The following is a 16,205-nucleotide window of genomic DNA, read 5'->3' as shown; positions in this document are numbered from 1 at the left end:
TCCGAGGAGCCCAACGCCATGACGCAGTCGCAGTGGATCGGCCGTCCGACCCCGATCACCAACACGACGCACACCCAGCAGCCGTCCGGCATGCCGATCCACAAGTACGGCCGGTACGAGGCCGTCGACATCCCCGACCGCACCTGGCCCGAGCAGCGCATCACGAAGGCGCCCCGCTGGCTGTCCACCGACCTGCGCGACGGCAACCAGGCCCTGATCGACCCGATGAGCCCCGCGCGCAAGCGCGAGATGTTCGACCTGCTGGTACGGATGGGCTTCAAGGAGATCGAGGTCGGCTTCCCCTCCTCCGGCGAGACGGACTTCGCCTTCGTACGCTCCATCATCGAAGAGGGCGCGATCCCCGAGGACGTCACCATCTCGGTGCTGACCCAGGCCCGCGAGGATCTGATCGAGCGCACGGTGGAGTCCCTGATCGGCGCCCGCCGCGCCACCGTCCACCTGTACAACGCGACCGCGCCCACCTTCCGCCGGGTCGTCTTCCGCGGTTCCAAGGACGACATCAGGCAGATCGCCGTCGACGGCACCCGCCTGGTCATGGAGTACGCGGAGAAGCTGCTGGGCCCGGAGACCGCCTTCGGCTACCAGTACAGCCCCGAGATCTTCACCGACACCGAGCTGGACTTCGCCCTGGAGGTCTGCGAGGCGGTCTGCGACGTGTGGCAGCCCGGACCGGGCCGCGAGATCATCCTCAACCTGCCCGCGACCGTGGAGCGTTCGACGCCCTCCACCCACGCGGACCGCTTCGAGTGGATGTCGCGCAACCTGACCCGCCGCGAGCACGTCTGCCTGTCCGTCCACCCGCACAACGACCGCGGCACCGCCGTCGCCGCCGCCGAACTGGCGGTCATGGCCGGCGCGGACCGCATCGAGGGCTGCCTGTTCGGCCAGGGCGAGCGCACCGGCAACGTCGACCTGGTCACCCTGGGCATGAACCTGTTCTCCCAGGGCGTGGACCCGCAGCTGGACTTCTCGCAGATCGACGACGTCCGCCGCACCAGCGAGTACTGCAACCAGATGGAGATCCACCCGCGCCACCCGTACGCGGGCGACCTGGTCTACACCGCCTTCTCCGGCTCCCACCAGGACGCCATCAAGAAGGGCTTCGACGCGATGGAGGCCGACGCGGCCGCCGCCGGGAAGAGCGTCGACGAGATCGAGTGGGCCGTCCCGTACCTGCCGATCGACCCCAAGGACGTCGGCCGCTCCTACGAGGCCGTCATCCGGGTCAACTCCCAGTCCGGCAAGGGTGGTATCGCCTACGTCCTGAAGAACGACCACAAGCTGGACCTGCCCCGCCGGATGCAGATCGAGTTCTCGCGGATCATCCAGGCCAAGACGGACACCGAGGGCGGCGAGGTCACCCCCGCCGCGATCTGGTCCGTCTTCCAGGACGAGTACCTGCCCGACCCGCGCAACCCGTGGGGGCGCATCCAGATCCGTTCCGGGCAGACCACCACCGACAAGGACGGCGTCGACACCCTGACCGTCGAGGCGGTCGTCGACGGCGCCGAGACGCTGCTGACCGGTTCCGGCAACGGACCGATCTCCGCGTTCTTCGAGGCGCTGAACGCCGTGGGCGTCGACGTGCGGCTGCTGGACTACCAGGAGCACACCATGAGCGAGGGCGCGTCCGCGCAGGCCGCCTCGTACATCGAGTGCGCGATCGACGGAAAGGTCCTGTGGGGCATCGGCATCGACGCCAACACCACCCGGGCCTCCCTGAAGGCCGTCGTCTCCGCCGTCAACCGCGCGACTCGGTAGTACGCCACCGCCTTCCGGCGAGGAGCCGGGTGCGCCCCGGAGCGGGCGCACCCGGCTCCTCCGCACCGCCCGGCGCGGGCTCGCGGAACGCGCGGATCCGGCCATGTCGCGGGCAACCTCCCGACGGGGTGCTGACGCGGCGTCGGTCGTGTGGCTAACATCACGTCCACGCGGCAATGTTGCCGCAGCATTGCGGAGGTGTGACGTGCTGCCAACCCTGAGTGATCTGGGCCGAAAAGTGCGGGTCTGCGGCACTCGTACGTCATGGACCACCATCGGCGACGGCGAGTTCTTCTGCGCGGACTGCGGAGGCGACCGCAACTACCGCCGCCGCACCGGACGGCGCCGCTTCACCCTCCTCGGGGTGCCCCTCCTCGGCAGGGGCAGCACCGGGCCCGTCGTCGAATGCGCCGCCTGCCACACCCACTTCGGCCCCGACGCCCTCGACCACCCCACCACCGGCCGCTTCTCCGCGATGCTCCGGGACGCCGTGCACACCGTCGCCCTCGCCGTGCTCGCCTCCGGCGGCACCTCCTCGCGCCCGGTGCTGGAGACCGCCGTGCACACCCTCCGGGCCGCCGGGCTCGACGGCTGCACCGAGGACCAGCTCGTCTCCCTCATCGACGACCTCGCCGCCGACACCGGCCGGTACGTCGCCGACACCACCCCGTACGGCGCCGCCCTCGCCATCGAGCTCCACGAGGCCCTGGAACCGCTGACCCCCCATCTCGCCCCCGCGGGACGGGAGTCGATCCTCCTCCAGGGCGCCCGGATCGCCCTCGCCGACGGCCCCTACACCCAGGCCGAGCGGGAGGTGCTCACCACCGTGGGCGCCGCGCTGCGCCTCGCCGAGGACGACACCGCCCGCCTGATGGAGACCGCCCGCACCCCCTTCTGAGTCCCGCCCCGCGCCGGGGGCCGGCGTGCCCGCACACGCCGACGGGCCCGGCGGCTCTCGCCACCGGGCCCGTCCGTCGCCGGGGCCGAGCGTGCCTACGCGCCGCTCGCCTTCAGCATGTCCTCGCGCTCGACGATCTTCACGCGCTCGCGGCCCTCGGGCTCGCCCAGCGCCTTCTCGGCGGCGTCCAGCCTGTACCAGCCCTCCCAGGTGGTCCAGCGGACGCCGCGGCCGGAGAGGAAGCCCTCCACGGCGTCGGGCTCGGGGCTGGCCGGGGTCTGGAGGCGGCCGGCGGCGTGGTCGGCCAGCAGGTTGGCGACGGTCTCGTTGGCGTCGCCCTTGGTGTGGCCGATGAGGCCGACCGGGCCGCGGCGGATCCAGCCGGTGACGTACGTGGAGTCCAGGTGCCCGCCGGACTCCTCGATCACCCGGCCGCCCTCGTCGGGGACGGTGCCCGAGGCGACGTCCCAGGGGAGCTTCGGCAGTTCGTCGGAGAGGTAGCCCACCGCGCGGTAGACGGCCGTGACGTCCCAGTCCTTGAACTCGCCGGTGCCCTTGACGTTGCCCGTGCCGTCGAGCGCGGTGCGCTCGGTGCGCAGGCCCACGACCTTGCCGTCCTCGCCGAGGATCTCGGACGGGGACTCGAAGAAGTGCAGGAACAGCTTGTGCGGGCGCTCGCCGATGTCGCGGATCGCCCAGTTCTCCAGCGTCTTCGCGACCATGTCCGCCTGCTTGTTGCCGCGGCGGGTCTCGATGGAGCCGGCGTCGTAGTCGATGTCCTCGGGGTCGACGATGACCTCGATGGTGGGGGAGTGGTCCAGCTCGCGGAGCTCCATCGGGCTGAACTTCGCCTGCGCCGGGCCGCGCCGGCCGAAGACGTGGATCTCCTTGGCCCGGTTGAGCTTCAGACCCTCGTGGACGTTCGGCGGGATCTCGGTGGGCAGCAGTTCCTCGGCCGTCTTGGCGAGGATGCGGGCCACGTCGAGGGCGACGTTGCCGACGCCGAGCACCGCGACCTTCTCGGCCTCCAGGGACCAGGTGCGGGGCCAGTCCGGGTGGCCGTCGTACCAGGAGACGAAGTCGGCCGCGCCGTGCGAGCCGTCCAGCTCGACGCCCGGGATGTCGAGCGCCCGGTCCGCCGTCGCGCCGGTGGAGAAGATCACCGCGTCGTAGAAGGTGCGCAGGTCGTCGAGGGTGACGTCGGTGCCGTAGTCCACATTGCCGAAGAGGCGGATCTGCGGCTTGTCGAGCACCTGGTGCAGGGCGGTGATGATGCCCTTGATGCGCGGGTGGTCCGGGGCGACGCCGTAACGGATCAGGCCGAAGGGCGCGGGCATGCGCTCGAAGAGATCGATGGAGACGCCGGGATCGGCGGCTGCCACCTCGGACTTCAGCAGCGCATCGGCGGCGTAGATTCCGGCGGGGCCGGCTCCGACGATGGCTACCCGCAGGGGGCGGGGCATGGCAGATTCCCTTCGAGCGGCGACAAGAGGCTCGTCGACAACCCTAAACAAAGGCAAGCCTAAGTCTGTACCCGGTCCCCTTCTATGAGCTCATAAGGCAGACTTATGGGTTCTCAAAGGCCCTCTTGACAGAGGCGCCCGCGGCCGGCCGCGCGGGCGTGTCCCGGGTGCTCGTGGACCGCTGCGGCGCCCGTATCACCCGGGACACGCCGCATCCGCTCGCCGGATCGGAGCGCCGCGCGGTGGACACTGACCGTCTGATCGCGGCAGCTCTGCCCGGGGAAGGGGGTCGCACGCCATGACCCTGCCCATCGGTACCTACGTCGTCGACACCCGCACCGGACGCGTGGGCCGGTTCATGGGGCCGGCCGGCCCCTTCGTCGCGCTGAGACCCGTCGGCGGGGGCCGCGAGTGGGAGTGCGAACCCGACGAGGTCCGGCCGGCCACCGCCGCGGAGCGCATCAGCGCCGCGACGGCCTATGTGAACGCGCGCAGCCGCGGCGAGGTGACCTGATCGTCCGCCCGCCGGGTCAGTAGTAGCCCGTCTCGCCGTCCAGCAGCTCGCGGATCGCGTCGAGGTGCCCGGCGTGCCGGGCGGTCTCCTCGATCATGTGGATCACCATCCAGCGCAGCGAGGCGCCGGCCGAGCGGAAGTCGGGATGGCGGCCCACCTCGTCGAGGCCGTGGGCGGCGATGATCTCGTCCGATATCGCGCACTGCTCGCGGTAGTCGTCGAGCAGCCGTGCGAGAGGCACGCCCTCCACCCGCATGTCCAGGTCCTGGGGGTCCTCGGAGAACTGGGGGCCGTCGGCGGGACGGCCGAGGAAGAGCACCTCGAACCAGGTCTGCTCGGTCCACCGCAGATGGGAGACGATCCCCGCCACCGTCATCAGCGGCGAGGACGGCAGGACCGCGCGGTGCGCGTCCTCCTCGGCCAGGCCCTCGCACTTGAAGTGGACGATCTCGCGCTGCATCCGGAACCAGCCCGTGAGCTGGGTCCGCTCGTCCGCGCTGAATGGGGGTCGTTCCCGGGGAAGTGTCATGTCCGCGGACGCTAGTGCCCCTCCCGCCGCGACCGCACCGGCTTTTCCGGTCCGAGGGGGGGTAGGGGGAGGGCCCGCGCCTCAGGACCGGACACGCATGCCCGCCTGTCCGGTCGGGTTCGCGGACCGGGGCCGGGGAGCGGCCCGGGGTGCGGGAGAATGGCGGGCATGAGCCTCTTCCGTGACGACGGTGTCGTCCTGCGCACCCAGAAGCTGGGTGAGGCGGACCGCATCATCACGCTGCTCACCCGCGGTCACGGCCGCGTCCGGGCGGTGGCACGCGGAGTGCGGCGCACCAAGTCCAAGTTCGGGGCGCGACTGGAGCCCTTCTCCCATGTCGACGTGCAGTTCTTCGCGCGGGGCAGCGAGCTCGTGGGGCGCGGTCTGCCGCTGTGCACCCAGTCGGAGACCATCGCCGCCTACGGCAGCGGCATCGTCACCGACTACGCCCGCTACACGGCCGGCACCGCCATGCTGGAGACCGCCGAACGCTTCACCGACCACGAGGGCGAGCCGGCGGTGCAGCAGTACCTGCTGCTCGTCGGCGGTCTGCGCACCCTCGCGCGGGGCGAGCACGCGCCGAACCTCGTGCTCGACGCCTTCCTGCTGCGCTCCCTGGCCGTCAACGGCTACGCGCCCAGCTTCGACGCCTGCGCCCGCTGCGGACTGCCCGGGCCCAACCGGTTCTTCTCCGTCGCCGCGGGCGGCGCCATATGCGGTGACTGCCGGGTGCCCGGCAGCGTCGTACCCTCTGCGGAGGCCATCGCCCTGCTGAGCGCGCTGCTCACGGGCGACTGGCCGACGGCGGACGCGTGCGAGGCGCGTCACGTCAGGGAGGGCAGCGGGCTGGTGTCCGCGTATCTGCACTGGCACCTGGAGCGTGGCCTGCGCTCTCTGAGGTACGTAGAGAAGTAGCTGACGAGGAGTGGTGAGCCGCATGGCACGACGCGGAATCCTGGGACGGTCCCGCCGCGAGTACAAGGTCCCCGAGCCGCACCCCTCCGGTGCCCGTCCGCCCCGGATCCCGTCCGAGCTGGTGCCGAACCACGTGGCCTGCGTCATGGACGGCAACGGCCGCTGGGCGAAGGACCGCGGCCTGCCGCGTACCGAGGGCCACAAGGTCGGCGAGGGCGTCGTCCTCGACGTGCTCAAGGGCTGCCTGGAGATGGGCGTCAAGAACCTCTCCCTCTACGCCTTCTCCACGGAGAACTGGAAGCGCTCGCCCGACGAGGTCCGCTTCCTGATGAACTTCAACCGGGACGTCATCCGCCGCCGGCGCGACGAGATGGACGAGCTCGGCATCCGCATCCGCTGGGTGGGCCGGATGCCCAAGATGTGGAAGTCCGTGGTCCAGGAGCTCCAGGTCGCGCAGGAGCAGACCGTCGGCAACGACGCCATGACGCTGTACTTCTGCGTCAACTACGGCGGCCGGGCCGAGGTCGCGGACGCCGCGCAGGCCATCGCGCGGGACGTCGCCGCCGGGAAGCTGGACCCGGGCAAGGTCAACGAGAAGACCTTCCAGAAGTACCTCTACTACCCGGACATGCCGGACGTGGACCTCTTCCTGCGCCCCAGCGGTGAGCAGAGGACGTCGAACTACCTCATCTGGCAGTCGAGTTACGCCGAGATGGTGTTCCAGGACGTGCTGTGGCCCGACTTCGACCGGCGTGACCTGTGGCGCGCCTGCCTCGAGTACGCCCAGCGCGACCGCCGGTTCGGCGGTGCGATCCCCAACGAGGAGATCGCCGCGATGCAGGGCCGCCCGGACCCCGCGGCCGGCTGACCGGGACAGGCGCCCGCGGCGCCCGGCCGGGCGCCGCGGAGGACGCGCCGGCACGCCACCGCCCCGGTCGCGCGGGGCGCGGCCGGGGCGGGAGAGCCGGGGAGGGGATCAGGCGGGCTTCGCGGCGCACTCCGCGCAGGTGCCGAAGATCTCCACGGTGTGGGCCACGTTCACGTAGCCGTGCTGGGCGGCGACGGCCTCGGCCCACTGCTCGACGGCGGGGCCCTCGACCTCGACGGCCTTGCCGCACATCCGGCAGACCAGGTGATGGTGGTGGTCGTCGGTGGAGCAGCGCCGGTAGACGGACTCGCCGTCGCTGGTGCGCAGCACGTCGACCTCGCCCGCGTCGGCGAGCGACTGGAGCGTGCGGTAGACCGTGGTCAGGCCGACCGAGTCACCGCGGTGCTTGAGCATGTCGTGCAGCTCCTGGGCGCTGCGGAACTCGTCCACCTCGTCGAGCGCCGCCGCCACCGCGGCACGCTGCCGGGTGGACCGTCCTCGCACCGGGGCGGTGTTCCCGCCGGTTGGCGCCGTGGTCACTGGAGCCTCCTCGCCTCGCCCGCACATGTGTCGGGCCATTCTGCCAGGCCCTCACGCGGACGTGTTCCGTGCCACCGGTGCGCGGCGCCCAGCGGGCGCCGCACGCCGGTTCAGATCTTGACGTCGTCGTTCGGACGTCTGCTGCCCGGCATCGGGGCCGTGCACTCCGGTCCCTCCTGGCCTCTCGCCTCCAGGGCCCTCGCCCGCCGCCGGGCGAGCGGCGTGGCCAGCGCGGTCAGCACGACGAAGACGCCGATGGCCAGCATCACAATGGTCGCTCCCGGCGGCACGTCCTGGAAATACGAGGTGGTCGTGCCGGTGAGCGCGACCACGACGCCGATCAGGACCGACAGGGCGTAGGTGGCCCGGAACGAGCGGGTGAGCTGCTGCGCGGCGGCCACCGGGACCACCATCAGGGCGCTGACCAGCAGCAGTCCGACGACCCGCATGGCGACGCTGACCGTGACCGCGGCGGTCACCGCGATCAGCAGGTTCAGCGCGCGGACCGGGAGCCCGGTGACCCGGGCGAACTCCTCGTCCTGGCTGACGGCGAACAGCTGCCGCCGCAGACCGAGGGAGACCGCCACCACGAACGCGGCGAGCAGCACGATCGCCGTGACGTCGCTGTCGGACACCGTGGAGAGCGAGCCGAAGAGGTAGCTGGTCAGATTGGCGGTGGAGCCCGAGTCCGACAGCTCGATCAGCAGCACGCCGCCCGCCATGCCGCCGTAGAAGAGTATGGCCAGCGCGATGTCGCCCCGGGTGCGGCCGTAGGTGCGGATGAGCTCCATGAGGACGGCGCCGAGCACCGAGACCAGGGTGGCCATCCAGATGGGGTTGGCCGACATCAGGAAGCCGAGCCCCACGCCGGTCATGGCGACATGGCCGATGCCGTCGCCCATCAGGGCCTGGCGCCGCTGCACCAGGTAGATGCCGACGGCGGGCGCGGTGACGCCGACCAGCAGGGCCGCGATCAGTGCCCGCTGCATGAACGGGGACTGGAGCATTTCGATCATGTCAGCAGTCCTGTGCGGAGCGGCTCGTCGGCCGCGTGCGGATGTACGTGGTCGTGGCCGGGCAGCGCGTGCTGGCCGACTGCCTCCGGGGGCGGGCCGTCGTGGACCACGCAGCCGTCGCGCAGCACCACGGCGCGGTCGATCAGCGGCTCCAGCGGGCCCAGCTCGTGCAGCACCAGCAGCACGGTGGTCCCGGCCGCGACCTGCTCGCGCAGCGTCCCCGCGAGGACCTCCTGGCTGGCCAGGTCCACGCCGGCCATCGGCTCGTCCATGATCAGCAGTTCCGGCTCGGAGGCCAGCGCGCGGGCGATCAGCACCCGCTGGTGCTGCCCGCCGGAGAGGGCGCCCACCGGGTCCTTGGCGCGGTCGGCGAGGCCGACCAGCTCCACGGCCCGCCGCACGGCGGCCCGGTCGGCGCGCGAGGGCAGGCCGAAGGGGGCACGCGACAGCCGGCCGGAGGCCACGACCTCGCGCACGGTCGCGGGCACCCCGCTGGCGGCGGTGGTGCGCTGGGGCACGTAGCCGATGCGCCGCCACTGGCGGAAGCGGCGCAGTTCGGTGCCGAACAGCTCCACGCGCCCCTCGTCGAGCGGCACCTGGCCGATCAGGGAGCGCACGGCCGTGGACTTGCCGGAGCCGTTCGCGCCGAGCAGCGCCACCACCTCACCGCGGGTCACGGTGAGGTCGATGCCGCGCAGGACGGGCCGGGAGCCGAGCGTGGCGCGGGCTCCCCGGACGGAAATGACCGGCTCGGTGCTCATGGCGGGCCGCCTTTCGTCTGCTGGTGTCACTTCGCGCCGAGGGCCTTCTGCAGCGCGGCGAGGTTGGAGCGCATGACCTCGGTGTAGTCGTCGCCCTGGGACTTCTCGGTGATGCCCTCCAGCGGGTCGAGGACGTCCGTCTTCAGGCCGGTGTCCTTCGCGAGGGTCTTCGCGGTCCGGTCGCTGGCGAGGGTCTCGAAGAAGACGGTGGTGACCTTGTCCTTCTTCGCGATCGTCTGGAGTTCCTTGATGCGGGCCGGGCTGGGCTCCGCCTCGGGGCTGACGCCCGCGATGCTCTCCTGCTTCAGCCCGTAGGCCTCGGCGAGGTAGTCGAAGGCGGCGTGGGTGGTGATGAAGGTCTTGGTGGCGGAGTTCTTCAGGCCCTGCTCGAAGTCCTTGTCGAGGGCGGTCAGCTCGGCGACGAGGTCCTCGGTGTTCTTCTTGTACTCCGCGGCGTGGTCGGGGTCGGCCTTCTCCATCCGGGCGCCGACGCCCTCGGCGACCTCCGCGTACTTCGCGGGGTCGAGCCAGATGTGCGGGTTGGCCCCGCCCTCGGCGGCGTGGTCGTGGCCCTCGTGGCCGGCCTCGTCCTCGTGGGCGTGACCGTCGCCCTCCTCGTGGGCGTGCCCGTCGTCGTGGCCGTGCTCGCCCTCTTCGTGGGCGTGGCCCTCGTCGCCGAAGGTCTTCAGGGAGGTCAGCTCGGCCGCGTCCACCTTGTGGGCGACGTCCGCCTGCGCGATGGCCTCGTCGACGGCGGGCTGCACGCCCTTGAGGTAGAGGATGAACCCGGAGTCGTTGAGCTCGGCCGTCTGACGGGGCTTGAGCTCCAGGTCGTGCGGCTCCACGCCCGGCTTGGTGAGGGTGGTCACCGAGACGTTGTCGCCGCCTATCCGCTCGGCCAGGAACTGCATCGGGTAGAACGACGTCACGACCTTCAGCCTGCCGTCGTCCGTGCGCTCGGCGGCGTCGGAGGTGGAGCAGGCGGAGACGGCCAGCAGGCCGAGCCCGACGGCTCCGGCGACGGCGGTGGTGGGTATCAGACGGCGTACGTTCATGACAGTCATTTTCATCAAAAACGGAAACGATTGTCAATAAACCTGACTGCGGTCTCCGTCACCCGGACCGGACGCTTACCGATTTGATCCCAGGGGTGCGGCCGCCGGTAACCTGAAGCATTCGCCGTTCGCCGTCGTACTGAAGAGAGCACCGTGGCCGCCGACAAGATCGACACGATCGTCAACCTGAGCAAGCGCCGTGGCTTTGTCTACCCCTGCAGTGAGATCTACGGCGGTCAGCGTGCCGCCTGGGACTACGGGCCGCTGGGTGTCGAGCTCAAGGAGAACATCAAGCGCCAGTGGTGGCGCTACATGGTCACCTCGCGCGAGGACGTCGTGGGTATCGACTCGTCGGTGATCCTGGCCACCGAGGTCTGGGAGGCCTCGGGCCACGTCGCCACCTTCACGGACCCGCTGACCGAGTGCACCTCGTGTCACAAGCGCTTCCGCGCCGACCACCTGGAGGAGGCGTACGAGGAGAAGCACGGCCGCCTCCCCGAGAACGGCCTCGCCGGCCTCAGCTGCCCCCACTGCGGCAACAAGGGCACCTTCACCGAGCCCAAGCAGTTCTCCGGTCTGCTCTCCACCCACCTCGGCCCGACCCAGGACTCCGGTTCCGTCGCCTACCTGCGTCCCGAGACGGCGCAGGGCATCTTCACCAACTTCGGCCAGGTGCTCCAGACCTCGCGCAAGAAGCCGCCCTTCGGTATCGCGCAGATGGGCAAGTCCTTCCGCAACGAGATCACGCCCGGCAACTTCATCTTCCGCACCCGCGAGTTCGAGCAGATGGAGATGGAGTTCTTCGTCAAGCCGGGCGAGGACGAGAAGTGGCAGGAGTACTGGATGGAGCAGCGCTGGAACTGGTACACCGGTCTCGGCCTGCGTGAGGAGAACATGCGCTGGTTCGAGCACCCGCAGGAGAAGCTCTCCCACTACTCCAAGCGCACCGCCGACATCGAGTACCGCTTCCAGTTCGGCGGCAGCGAGTGGGGCGAGCTCGAGGGTGTCGCCAACCGCACCGACTACGACCTGTCCGCGCACTCCAAGGCGTCCGGCACCGACCTGCAGTACTTCGACCAGGACGCCGGCGAGCGCTGGACCCCGTACGTCATCGAGCCCGCGGCCGGTGTCGGCCGCACGATGCTGGCCTTCCTGCTGGACGCCTACAACGAGGACGAGGCGCCCAACGCGAAGGGCGTCATGGAGAAGCGCGCCGTGATGCGCCTCGACCCGCGCATCGCACCGGTCAAGGTCGCGGTCCTGCCGCTGAGCCGCAACGCGCAGCTCTCGCCGAAGGCGAAGGGCCTCGCCGCCGACCTCCGGCAGAACTGGAACATCGAGTTCGACGACGCCGGCGCCATCGGCCGCCGCTACCGCCGCCAGGACGAGATCGGCACGCCGTACTGCGTCACCGTCGACTTCGACACGCTCGACGACAACGCCGTCACCGTGCGCGAGCGTGACTCCATGAAGCAGGAGCGCGTGTCCCTGGACCAGATCCAGGGCTACCTCGGCAGCCGTCTGCTCGGCTGCTGACACCCGCGCCGCGGACACCCGCCGGAGCCCCCGGCCGACGCCGAGTCGGCCGGGGGCTCCGGCGCGTCCGGGAACGGGTCGGCCGGGGGCGGCCCCCGCCCGCCGGGCCGGGAGCCGCCCCCGCCCGCCGGGCGGACCGGCTACGGGCCGGGAGCCGGGCAGTCGGGCAGCGGAACGGGGCCGGGCTCTGGCCCCCGGGCTGGTGCCGGGCCCCGGTCTGCGAGCCCCCGGGCGGCGGGAGCCCCTGTGAAGGTCAGGCCCCTGGGGCCCCGGCCCGGGACGAGGGGCCTGGGCTCAGGGGCGGAGGCCGCGCAGCAGCAACCCCACCACCTCGTCGAACTCGGTGTCGGCGGTGGGCGAGCGCCAGCCGGGTGCGTGGGCCGGGTCGTGGAAACGCGCGGTGGCGGCGAACACCGCCCGTGCCGACGCCGCCGGGTCGGGGGCCTCGAACTCCCCGGCCGCCACCCCCTCCTCCAGGATCCGCCGGACCTGGTCCTCCAGCACCGTCAGATGCCGGTCCACGACACCGCTGCTCTCGTCGATCAGCACGTTGTACGTCGCGAACAGCTCGGGGTCGCCGCCCGCCTTCTCCCGCTTGGCCTCGAAGAGCGTCGCGAGCCAGTCGCGCAGCTTCTCGGGGGCGGGGCCGGGCGAGGCGGTCAGCTCCTCCAGCGTGCCCTCGGTCCGGCCGAGCCAGCGGTGGGTCACCGCCTCCCGCAGCTCCGCCTTGGTCCGGAAGTGCCGGTAGACGCTGCCGTGACTGACGCCGAGCGCGCGTGCCACGTCGACGACGGTCGCCTTCGCCGGGCCGTAGCGGCGCAGCACCTCCTCGGTGGCTTCGAGGATGCGCTCGGGGGTGAGGGCTTCGGGCGTCATGGCGTCTGCGCTGCCTTTCGGTGGTCACGGCTCACGCGACCGTACCCAAGGATCAGTGCTCGCTGTCCAGATGGGCCATCTGCGCCGCCGGGTACCGCTCGCCGGCCGCCGAGCCCGCGGGCACGGCCCGCTCGATCGCGGCCAGGTCGTCCGCGGTGAGGGCGACGTCCAGTGCGCCGAGTGCCTCCTGGAGACGCACACGGGTGCGGGCGCCGATGAGCGGCACGATGTCCGTGCCGCGGCTGAGCACCCAGGCGATGGCCGCCTGCGCGGTGCTGATGCCCTTCTGCTCCGCCACGGTGCGCAGGCGGTCGGCCAGGTCCAGGTTGCGGTGGAGGTTCGCGCCCTGGAAGCGGGGGCTCATGCCGCGGAAGTCGCCCGCCGTCAGCTCGCGGTCCCGGGTGAAGTGCCCGCTGATCAGGCCGCGGGAGAGCACCCCGTAGGCGGTCACGCCGATGCCGAGTTCACGGACGGTCGGGAGGATCGTCTCCTCGATGCCGCGCGACAGCAGGGAGTACTCGATCTGGAGGTCCGCCACCGGGGCGGTGGCCGCGGCTCTGCGAATGGTGTCCGCTCCGGCCTCCGACAGCCCGATGTGGCGGACGTGCCCCGCCTCCACCAGCTCAGCGATGGCGCCGACGGTCTCCTCGATCGGTACGTCCGGGTCGACGCGGGCGATCCGGTAGACGTCGATGTGGTCGGTGCCGAGGCGCTGGAGGCTGTAGGCGGCGAAGTTCTTCACCGCGGAGGGGCGGCCGTCGTATCCGGTGAAGCCGCCCTCGACGGTCCGCAGAGCGCCGAACTTGACGCTGACGACCGCCTGTTCCCGGGCGGCGGGGGGTGCGGTGCGCAGGGCCTCGGCGATGAGCAGCTCGTTGTGGCCCATGCCGTAGAAGTCGCCGGTGTCGAGGAGGGTGACGCCGGCGTCGAGGGCGGCGTGGATCGTCGCGACCGACTCCGTGCGGTCGGCGGCCCCGTAGAGCGCGGACATGCCCATGCAGCCGAGGCCGAGGGCCGAGACCTGGGGCCCGGTGGCGCCGAGGGTGCGGACGGGGCGGGGGAGCTGGGCGGCGGAGGAGGTCATGAGGTCTCCCGGGGACGTGTCGGTGCCGTTCGATCGGGTCGCCTTCCACGATGGCATGACTGATGACAGATTTCAATATCTGTCATCAGTCATCCGTCGATCGGGTGTTCCGCGGAAAATCGGATGCCCCGGGGGCGAGGGGCGCGCTACCTTCGGGGCATGTCTTCGTTCTTCCAGATCTACGAGTGAGAGCGCGGCGGCCACGCCGCCCACGCCGGACGCGTCACCAGTCACTTCTCACCCCGATGGGAGAACCCCATGGCCAAGAGCCGCAACAACCTCCTCGGTGTCGGAGGGCAGCGCAAGAAGCTGTCCCGCAGCGGCGCGCAGGGCGACGTGCGCGCCGAGGCGGCCGACCGCAAGGCGGCCGTCGACCAGAAGCAGGAGCTGCTGCGCAGGATGCGCGAGCGCGCCGAGTCCGGAGCGGAGCAGCCCGCTCCGGCCGCTGAGGGGCAGGAAGGCTCCGCCTCCTGATCCCGCGCATCTCCTGATCCTGCGCACTTCATGACCCCGCGCACTTCCTGATCCCGCGCACCCGCCGAGGGTCCGGACCGCCGCTCCGCCGGCGGTCCGGACCCTTCGCGTTTCCGGGGCTCGCCCCCGACCGCCGGGGACACGTCCCGCATCACCCAATAGCGGACATATTGCCCGCCGGAGGGATAGATTTCCGCTCGTCGCACGGGCGTCGCTGCCGCGTCGCCCCAGAAGCCGAGTGGGGGCGCCATGAGCGGGAGCATCGAACGGACCGGGAGCCACGAGATCCCCCCGCCGACGGCGAAGCTGTCCCTGACGACGCTCACCGCGATGGTGGTCGGCTCGATGGTGGGGGCCGGCGTCTTCTCCCTGCCGAGCCGCTTCGCGCAGGAGACCGGGGTCGCGGGGGCCCTGATCGCCTGGGCGATCGCCGGGACGGGCATGCTGATGCTGGCGTTCGTCTTCCAGTCGCTGGCCGTGCGCCGGCCCGACCTGGACGCCGGTGTGTACGCGTACGCCAAGGCCGGTTTCGGCGAGTACCTGGGCTTCTTCTCGGCGTTCGGCTACTGGGCCAGCGCCTGCGTCGGCAACGTGACCTACTGGGTCCTCATCATGTCCACCATCGGCGCGGTCTGGCCCGCCCTCGGCGACGGCGACACCCTGCTCGCCGCGGTGCTCTCCACGCTCGGGCTGTGGGGGTTCTTCCTGCTGATCCGCCGCGGGGTGAAGGAGGCCACGGCGATCAACCGCGTCGTCACGGTCGCCAAGATCGTCCCGATCCTCGTCTTCGTCGTGATCGCGCTCTTCTACTTCGACGCCGGGGTCTTCGCCGACAACTTCGCGGGCGCGGACTACGCCGGGTCCCTGTTCAACCAGGTCCGCGGCACCATGCTGGCCACGGTCTTCGTCTTCCTCGGCGTCGAGGGCGCCAGCGTGTACTCCCGGCACGCCAAGCGGCGCGCCGACGTCGGCAGGGCGACCGTGCTCGGCTTCCTGAGCGTCTTCGCCGTCTTCGCGTCGGTCACCGTCGTGTCCTACGGCATCATGCCGATGGGCGAGATCGCCGAGCTGCGCCAGCCGTCCATGGCCGGCGTCCTGGAGCACGCGGTCGGCACCTGGGGGAAGGTGTTCATCAGCGTCGGGCTGATCGTGTCGGTGCTCGGCGCCTATCTGGCGTGGACGCTGATGGCCGCCGAGGTGCTGTTCGTGGCGGCGAAGGACGAGGACATGCCCCGCTTCCTCGGCCGCTCGTCCGGCGACGACGTGCCGGTGCCCGCGCTGATGATGACGACGCTGCTGAGCCAGCTCGTGCTGATCGTGACGCTGTTCTCGGACGACGCCTTCAACTTCGCGCTCGACCTCACCAGTGCGCTGAGCCTGATCCCGTTCCTGCTGGCGGCGGCGTTCGCCCTGAAGACCGGGCTGCGTCCGGACGAGCGGACGGCGGGCGGCGCCGTCACGGGGCGGGAGATCACGGTGGCCGCCGTCGCCACCGGCTACACCGCGTTCCTGCTCTTCGCCGCCGGGCTGAAGTTCGTGCTCGTGTCGTTCATCGTCTACGCGCCGGCGACGCTGCTGTTCGTGAAGGCCCGCCGCGAGCAGGGCCGGCCGCTGTTCTCCCCGCGCGAGCTCATCATCTGCGCGGTCTCCGTGGCGGGGGCCGTGCTGGGCGTGGTGGCCCTCGCCGTCGGCTGGATCAGCCTGTGAACGGGTGAGACCGGGCCCACCCGCCCCGGTCCGCCCCGCGCCGCGGACCGGAGGCGGCCCGCCCCGCGCCGCGGACCGGAGGCGCCCCGCCCCGTCCGCGGCCGGACGGCGCCGGCGGCAGGACGGGGCACCCGGTGCCGGAGCCGCGGGTGCCGTGCCCCACGCGGCCGCCGAGGGGTCCGGCGGA

General features: G+C 71.4%; 16 protein-coding genes. 8 read left to right on the top strand and 8 right to left on the bottom strand.

Going from position 1 to position 16,205, the window contains the following annotated elements; translation table 11 throughout:
- Positions 1-18 precede the first annotated feature (18 nt).
- Both leuA and IAG43_RS09930 read left to right on the top strand, forming a co-directional pair.
- A complete protein-coding gene (gene leuA / locus IAG43_RS09935) occupies positions 19-1,782 on the top strand; it encodes a 2-isopropylmalate synthase (protein WP_187740391.1) in 1,764 nt (587 codons plus the stop codon).
- A gap of 205 nt (positions 1,783-1,987) precedes the next feature.
- Entirely contained in the window at positions 1,988-2,680 is a 693-nt protein-coding gene (locus tag IAG43_RS09930; RefSeq protein WP_246574205.1) for a TerB family tellurite resistance protein, read from the top strand.
- 95 nt (positions 2,681-2,775) lie between these two features.
- Here the strand turns inward: IAG43_RS09930 and IAG43_RS09925 are convergent, their stop codons facing one another.
- Positions 2,776-4,143, bottom strand: a complete 1,368-nt coding sequence (locus tag IAG43_RS09925) for an FAD-dependent oxidoreductase (RefSeq protein WP_187740389.1) — start codon at positions 4,141-4,143, stop codon at positions 2,776-2,778.
- A gap of 298 nt (positions 4,144-4,441) precedes the next feature.
- Between IAG43_RS09925 and IAG43_RS09920 the strand changes: the two genes are divergently transcribed.
- Positions 4,442-4,657, top strand: a complete 216-nt coding sequence (locus IAG43_RS09920) for a hypothetical protein (protein WP_187740388.1) — start codon at positions 4,442-4,444, stop codon at positions 4,655-4,657.
- Positions 4,658-4,673: 16 nt separating this feature from the next.
- Here IAG43_RS09920 and IAG43_RS09915 read toward each other — a convergent pair whose 3' ends face one another.
- The gene (locus IAG43_RS09915; protein WP_187740387.1) at positions 4,674-5,186 is read right to left on the bottom strand and encodes a DinB family protein; all 513 of its coding nucleotides are present in this window, start codon (positions 5,184-5,186) and stop codon (positions 4,674-4,676) included.
- 168 nt (positions 5,187-5,354) lie between these two features.
- Between IAG43_RS09915 and recO the strand changes: the two genes are divergently transcribed.
- Both recO and IAG43_RS09905 read left to right on the top strand, forming a co-directional pair.
- Entirely contained in the window at positions 5,355-6,101 is a 747-nt protein-coding gene (recO, locus tag IAG43_RS09910) for a DNA repair protein RecO (RefSeq protein ID WP_187740386.1), read from the top strand.
- A 22-nt stretch (positions 6,102-6,123) separates the two neighbouring features.
- Positions 6,124-6,969: an isoprenyl transferase gene (locus tag IAG43_RS09905; RefSeq protein WP_187740385.1), complete on the top strand. Its 846-nt coding sequence runs from the start codon at positions 6,124-6,126 to the stop codon at positions 6,967-6,969.
- 108 nt (positions 6,970-7,077) lie between these two features.
- Here the strand turns inward: IAG43_RS09905 and IAG43_RS09900 are convergent, their stop codons facing one another.
- The 4 genes from IAG43_RS09900 to IAG43_RS09885 form a co-directional block, all read right to left on the bottom strand.
- Positions 7,078-7,509, bottom strand: a complete 432-nt coding sequence (locus tag IAG43_RS09900) for a Fur family transcriptional regulator (protein WP_187740384.1) — start codon at positions 7,507-7,509, stop codon at positions 7,078-7,080.
- A gap of 110 nt (positions 7,510-7,619) precedes the next feature.
- Positions 7,620-8,525, bottom strand: coding sequence for a metal ABC transporter permease (locus IAG43_RS09895; RefSeq protein ID WP_187740383.1), 906 nt, complete (start codon positions 8,523-8,525; stop codon positions 7,620-7,622).
- Positions 8,522-9,286 (bottom strand): metal ABC transporter ATP-binding protein, encoded by a 765-nt coding sequence (locus IAG43_RS09890; RefSeq protein ID WP_187740382.1) that lies wholly within the window; start codon positions 9,284-9,286, stop codon positions 8,522-8,524. Before IAG43_RS09890 ends, IAG43_RS09895 begins: the two co-directional genes overlap by 4 nt.
- Positions 9,287-9,312: 26 nt before the next feature.
- On the bottom strand, positions 9,313-10,341 hold the full coding sequence (locus IAG43_RS09885; protein WP_187740381.1) for a metal ABC transporter substrate-binding protein: 1,029 nt from the start codon (positions 10,339-10,341) through the stop codon (positions 9,313-9,315).
- 153 nt (positions 10,342-10,494) lie between these two features.
- Here IAG43_RS09885 and IAG43_RS09880 point away from each other — a divergent pair, with 153 nt between their 5' ends.
- Positions 10,495-11,877, top strand: coding sequence for a glycine--tRNA ligase (locus IAG43_RS09880; protein WP_187740380.1), 1,383 nt, complete (start codon positions 10,495-10,497; stop codon positions 11,875-11,877).
- A gap of 294 nt (positions 11,878-12,171) precedes the next feature.
- Here the strand turns inward: IAG43_RS09880 and IAG43_RS09875 are convergent, their stop codons facing one another.
- Both IAG43_RS09875 and IAG43_RS09870 read right to left on the bottom strand, forming a co-directional pair.
- On the bottom strand, positions 12,172-12,753 hold the full coding sequence (locus IAG43_RS09875) for a TetR/AcrR family transcriptional regulator (RefSeq protein WP_187740379.1): 582 nt from the start codon (positions 12,751-12,753) through the stop codon (positions 12,172-12,174).
- A gap of 52 nt (positions 12,754-12,805) precedes the next feature.
- Positions 12,806-13,837, bottom strand: coding sequence for an aldo/keto reductase (locus tag IAG43_RS09870; protein ID WP_187740378.1), 1,032 nt, complete (start codon positions 13,835-13,837; stop codon positions 12,806-12,808).
- Between the two features lie 258 nt (positions 13,838-14,095).
- Between IAG43_RS09870 and IAG43_RS09865 the strand changes: the two genes are divergently transcribed.
- Positions 14,096-14,311, top strand: a complete 216-nt coding sequence (locus tag IAG43_RS09865; RefSeq protein ID WP_187740377.1) for a DUF6243 family protein — start codon at positions 14,096-14,098, stop codon at positions 14,309-14,311.
- A 249-nt stretch (positions 14,312-14,560) separates the two neighbouring features.
- Positions 14,561-16,018 carry a basic amino acid/polyamine antiporter gene (locus tag IAG43_RS09860; protein ID WP_187740376.1) on the top strand — a complete coding sequence of 486 codons (1,458 nt, stop codon included), beginning with the start codon at positions 14,561-14,563 and terminating at the stop codon, positions 16,016-16,018.
- Positions 16,019-16,205 lie beyond the last annotated feature (187 nt).

This window comes from Streptomyces genisteinicus, from assembly GCF_014489615.1.
GTDB classification, from domain to species: Bacteria; Actinomycetota; Actinomycetes; order Streptomycetales; family Streptomycetaceae; genus Streptomyces; species Streptomyces genisteinicus.
This window is presented reverse-complemented; position numbering and strand designations above follow the sequence as displayed.

Excerpts from the sequence above, each read along its gene's own strand:
- IAG43_RS09870 (WP_187740378.1), bottom strand. The coding sequence starts at position 13,837 with ATGACCTCCTCCGCCGCCCAGCTCCCCCGCCCCGTCCGCACCCTCGGC.
- IAG43_RS09890 (WP_187740382.1), bottom strand. The coding sequence starts at position 9,286 with ATGAGCACCGAGCCGGTCATTTCCGTCCGGGGAGCCCGCGCCACGCTC.
- IAG43_RS09905 (WP_187740385.1), top strand. The coding sequence starts at position 6,124 with ATGGCACGACGCGGAATCCTGGGACGGTCCCGCCGCGAGTACAAGGTC.
- IAG43_RS09885 (WP_187740381.1), bottom strand. The coding sequence starts at position 10,341 with ATGAACGTACGCCGTCTGATACCCACCACCGCCGTCGCCGGAGCCGTC.
- IAG43_RS09860 (WP_187740376.1), top strand. The coding sequence starts at position 14,561 with ATGAGCGGGAGCATCGAACGGACCGGGAGCCACGAGATCCCCCCGCCG.
- leuA (WP_187740391.1), top strand. The coding sequence starts at position 19 with ATGACGCAGTCGCAGTGGATCGGCCGTCCGACCCCGATCACCAACACG.
- IAG43_RS09920 (WP_187740388.1), top strand. The coding sequence starts at position 4,442 with ATGACCCTGCCCATCGGTACCTACGTCGTCGACACCCGCACCGGACGC.
- IAG43_RS09875 (WP_187740379.1), bottom strand. The coding sequence starts at position 12,753 with ATGACGCCCGAAGCCCTCACCCCCGAGCGCATCCTCGAAGCCACCGAG.
- IAG43_RS09895 (WP_187740383.1), bottom strand. The coding sequence starts at position 8,525 with ATGATCGAAATGCTCCAGTCCCCGTTCATGCAGCGGGCACTGATCGCG.
- IAG43_RS09865 (WP_187740377.1), top strand. The coding sequence starts at position 14,096 with ATGGCCAAGAGCCGCAACAACCTCCTCGGTGTCGGAGGGCAGCGCAAG.
- recO (WP_187740386.1), top strand. The coding sequence starts at position 5,355 with ATGAGCCTCTTCCGTGACGACGGTGTCGTCCTGCGCACCCAGAAGCTG.
- IAG43_RS09915 (WP_187740387.1), bottom strand. The coding sequence starts at position 5,186 with ATGACACTTCCCCGGGAACGACCCCCATTCAGCGCGGACGAGCGGACC.
- IAG43_RS09925 (WP_187740389.1), bottom strand. The coding sequence starts at position 4,143 with ATGCCCCGCCCCCTGCGGGTAGCCATCGTCGGAGCCGGCCCCGCCGGA.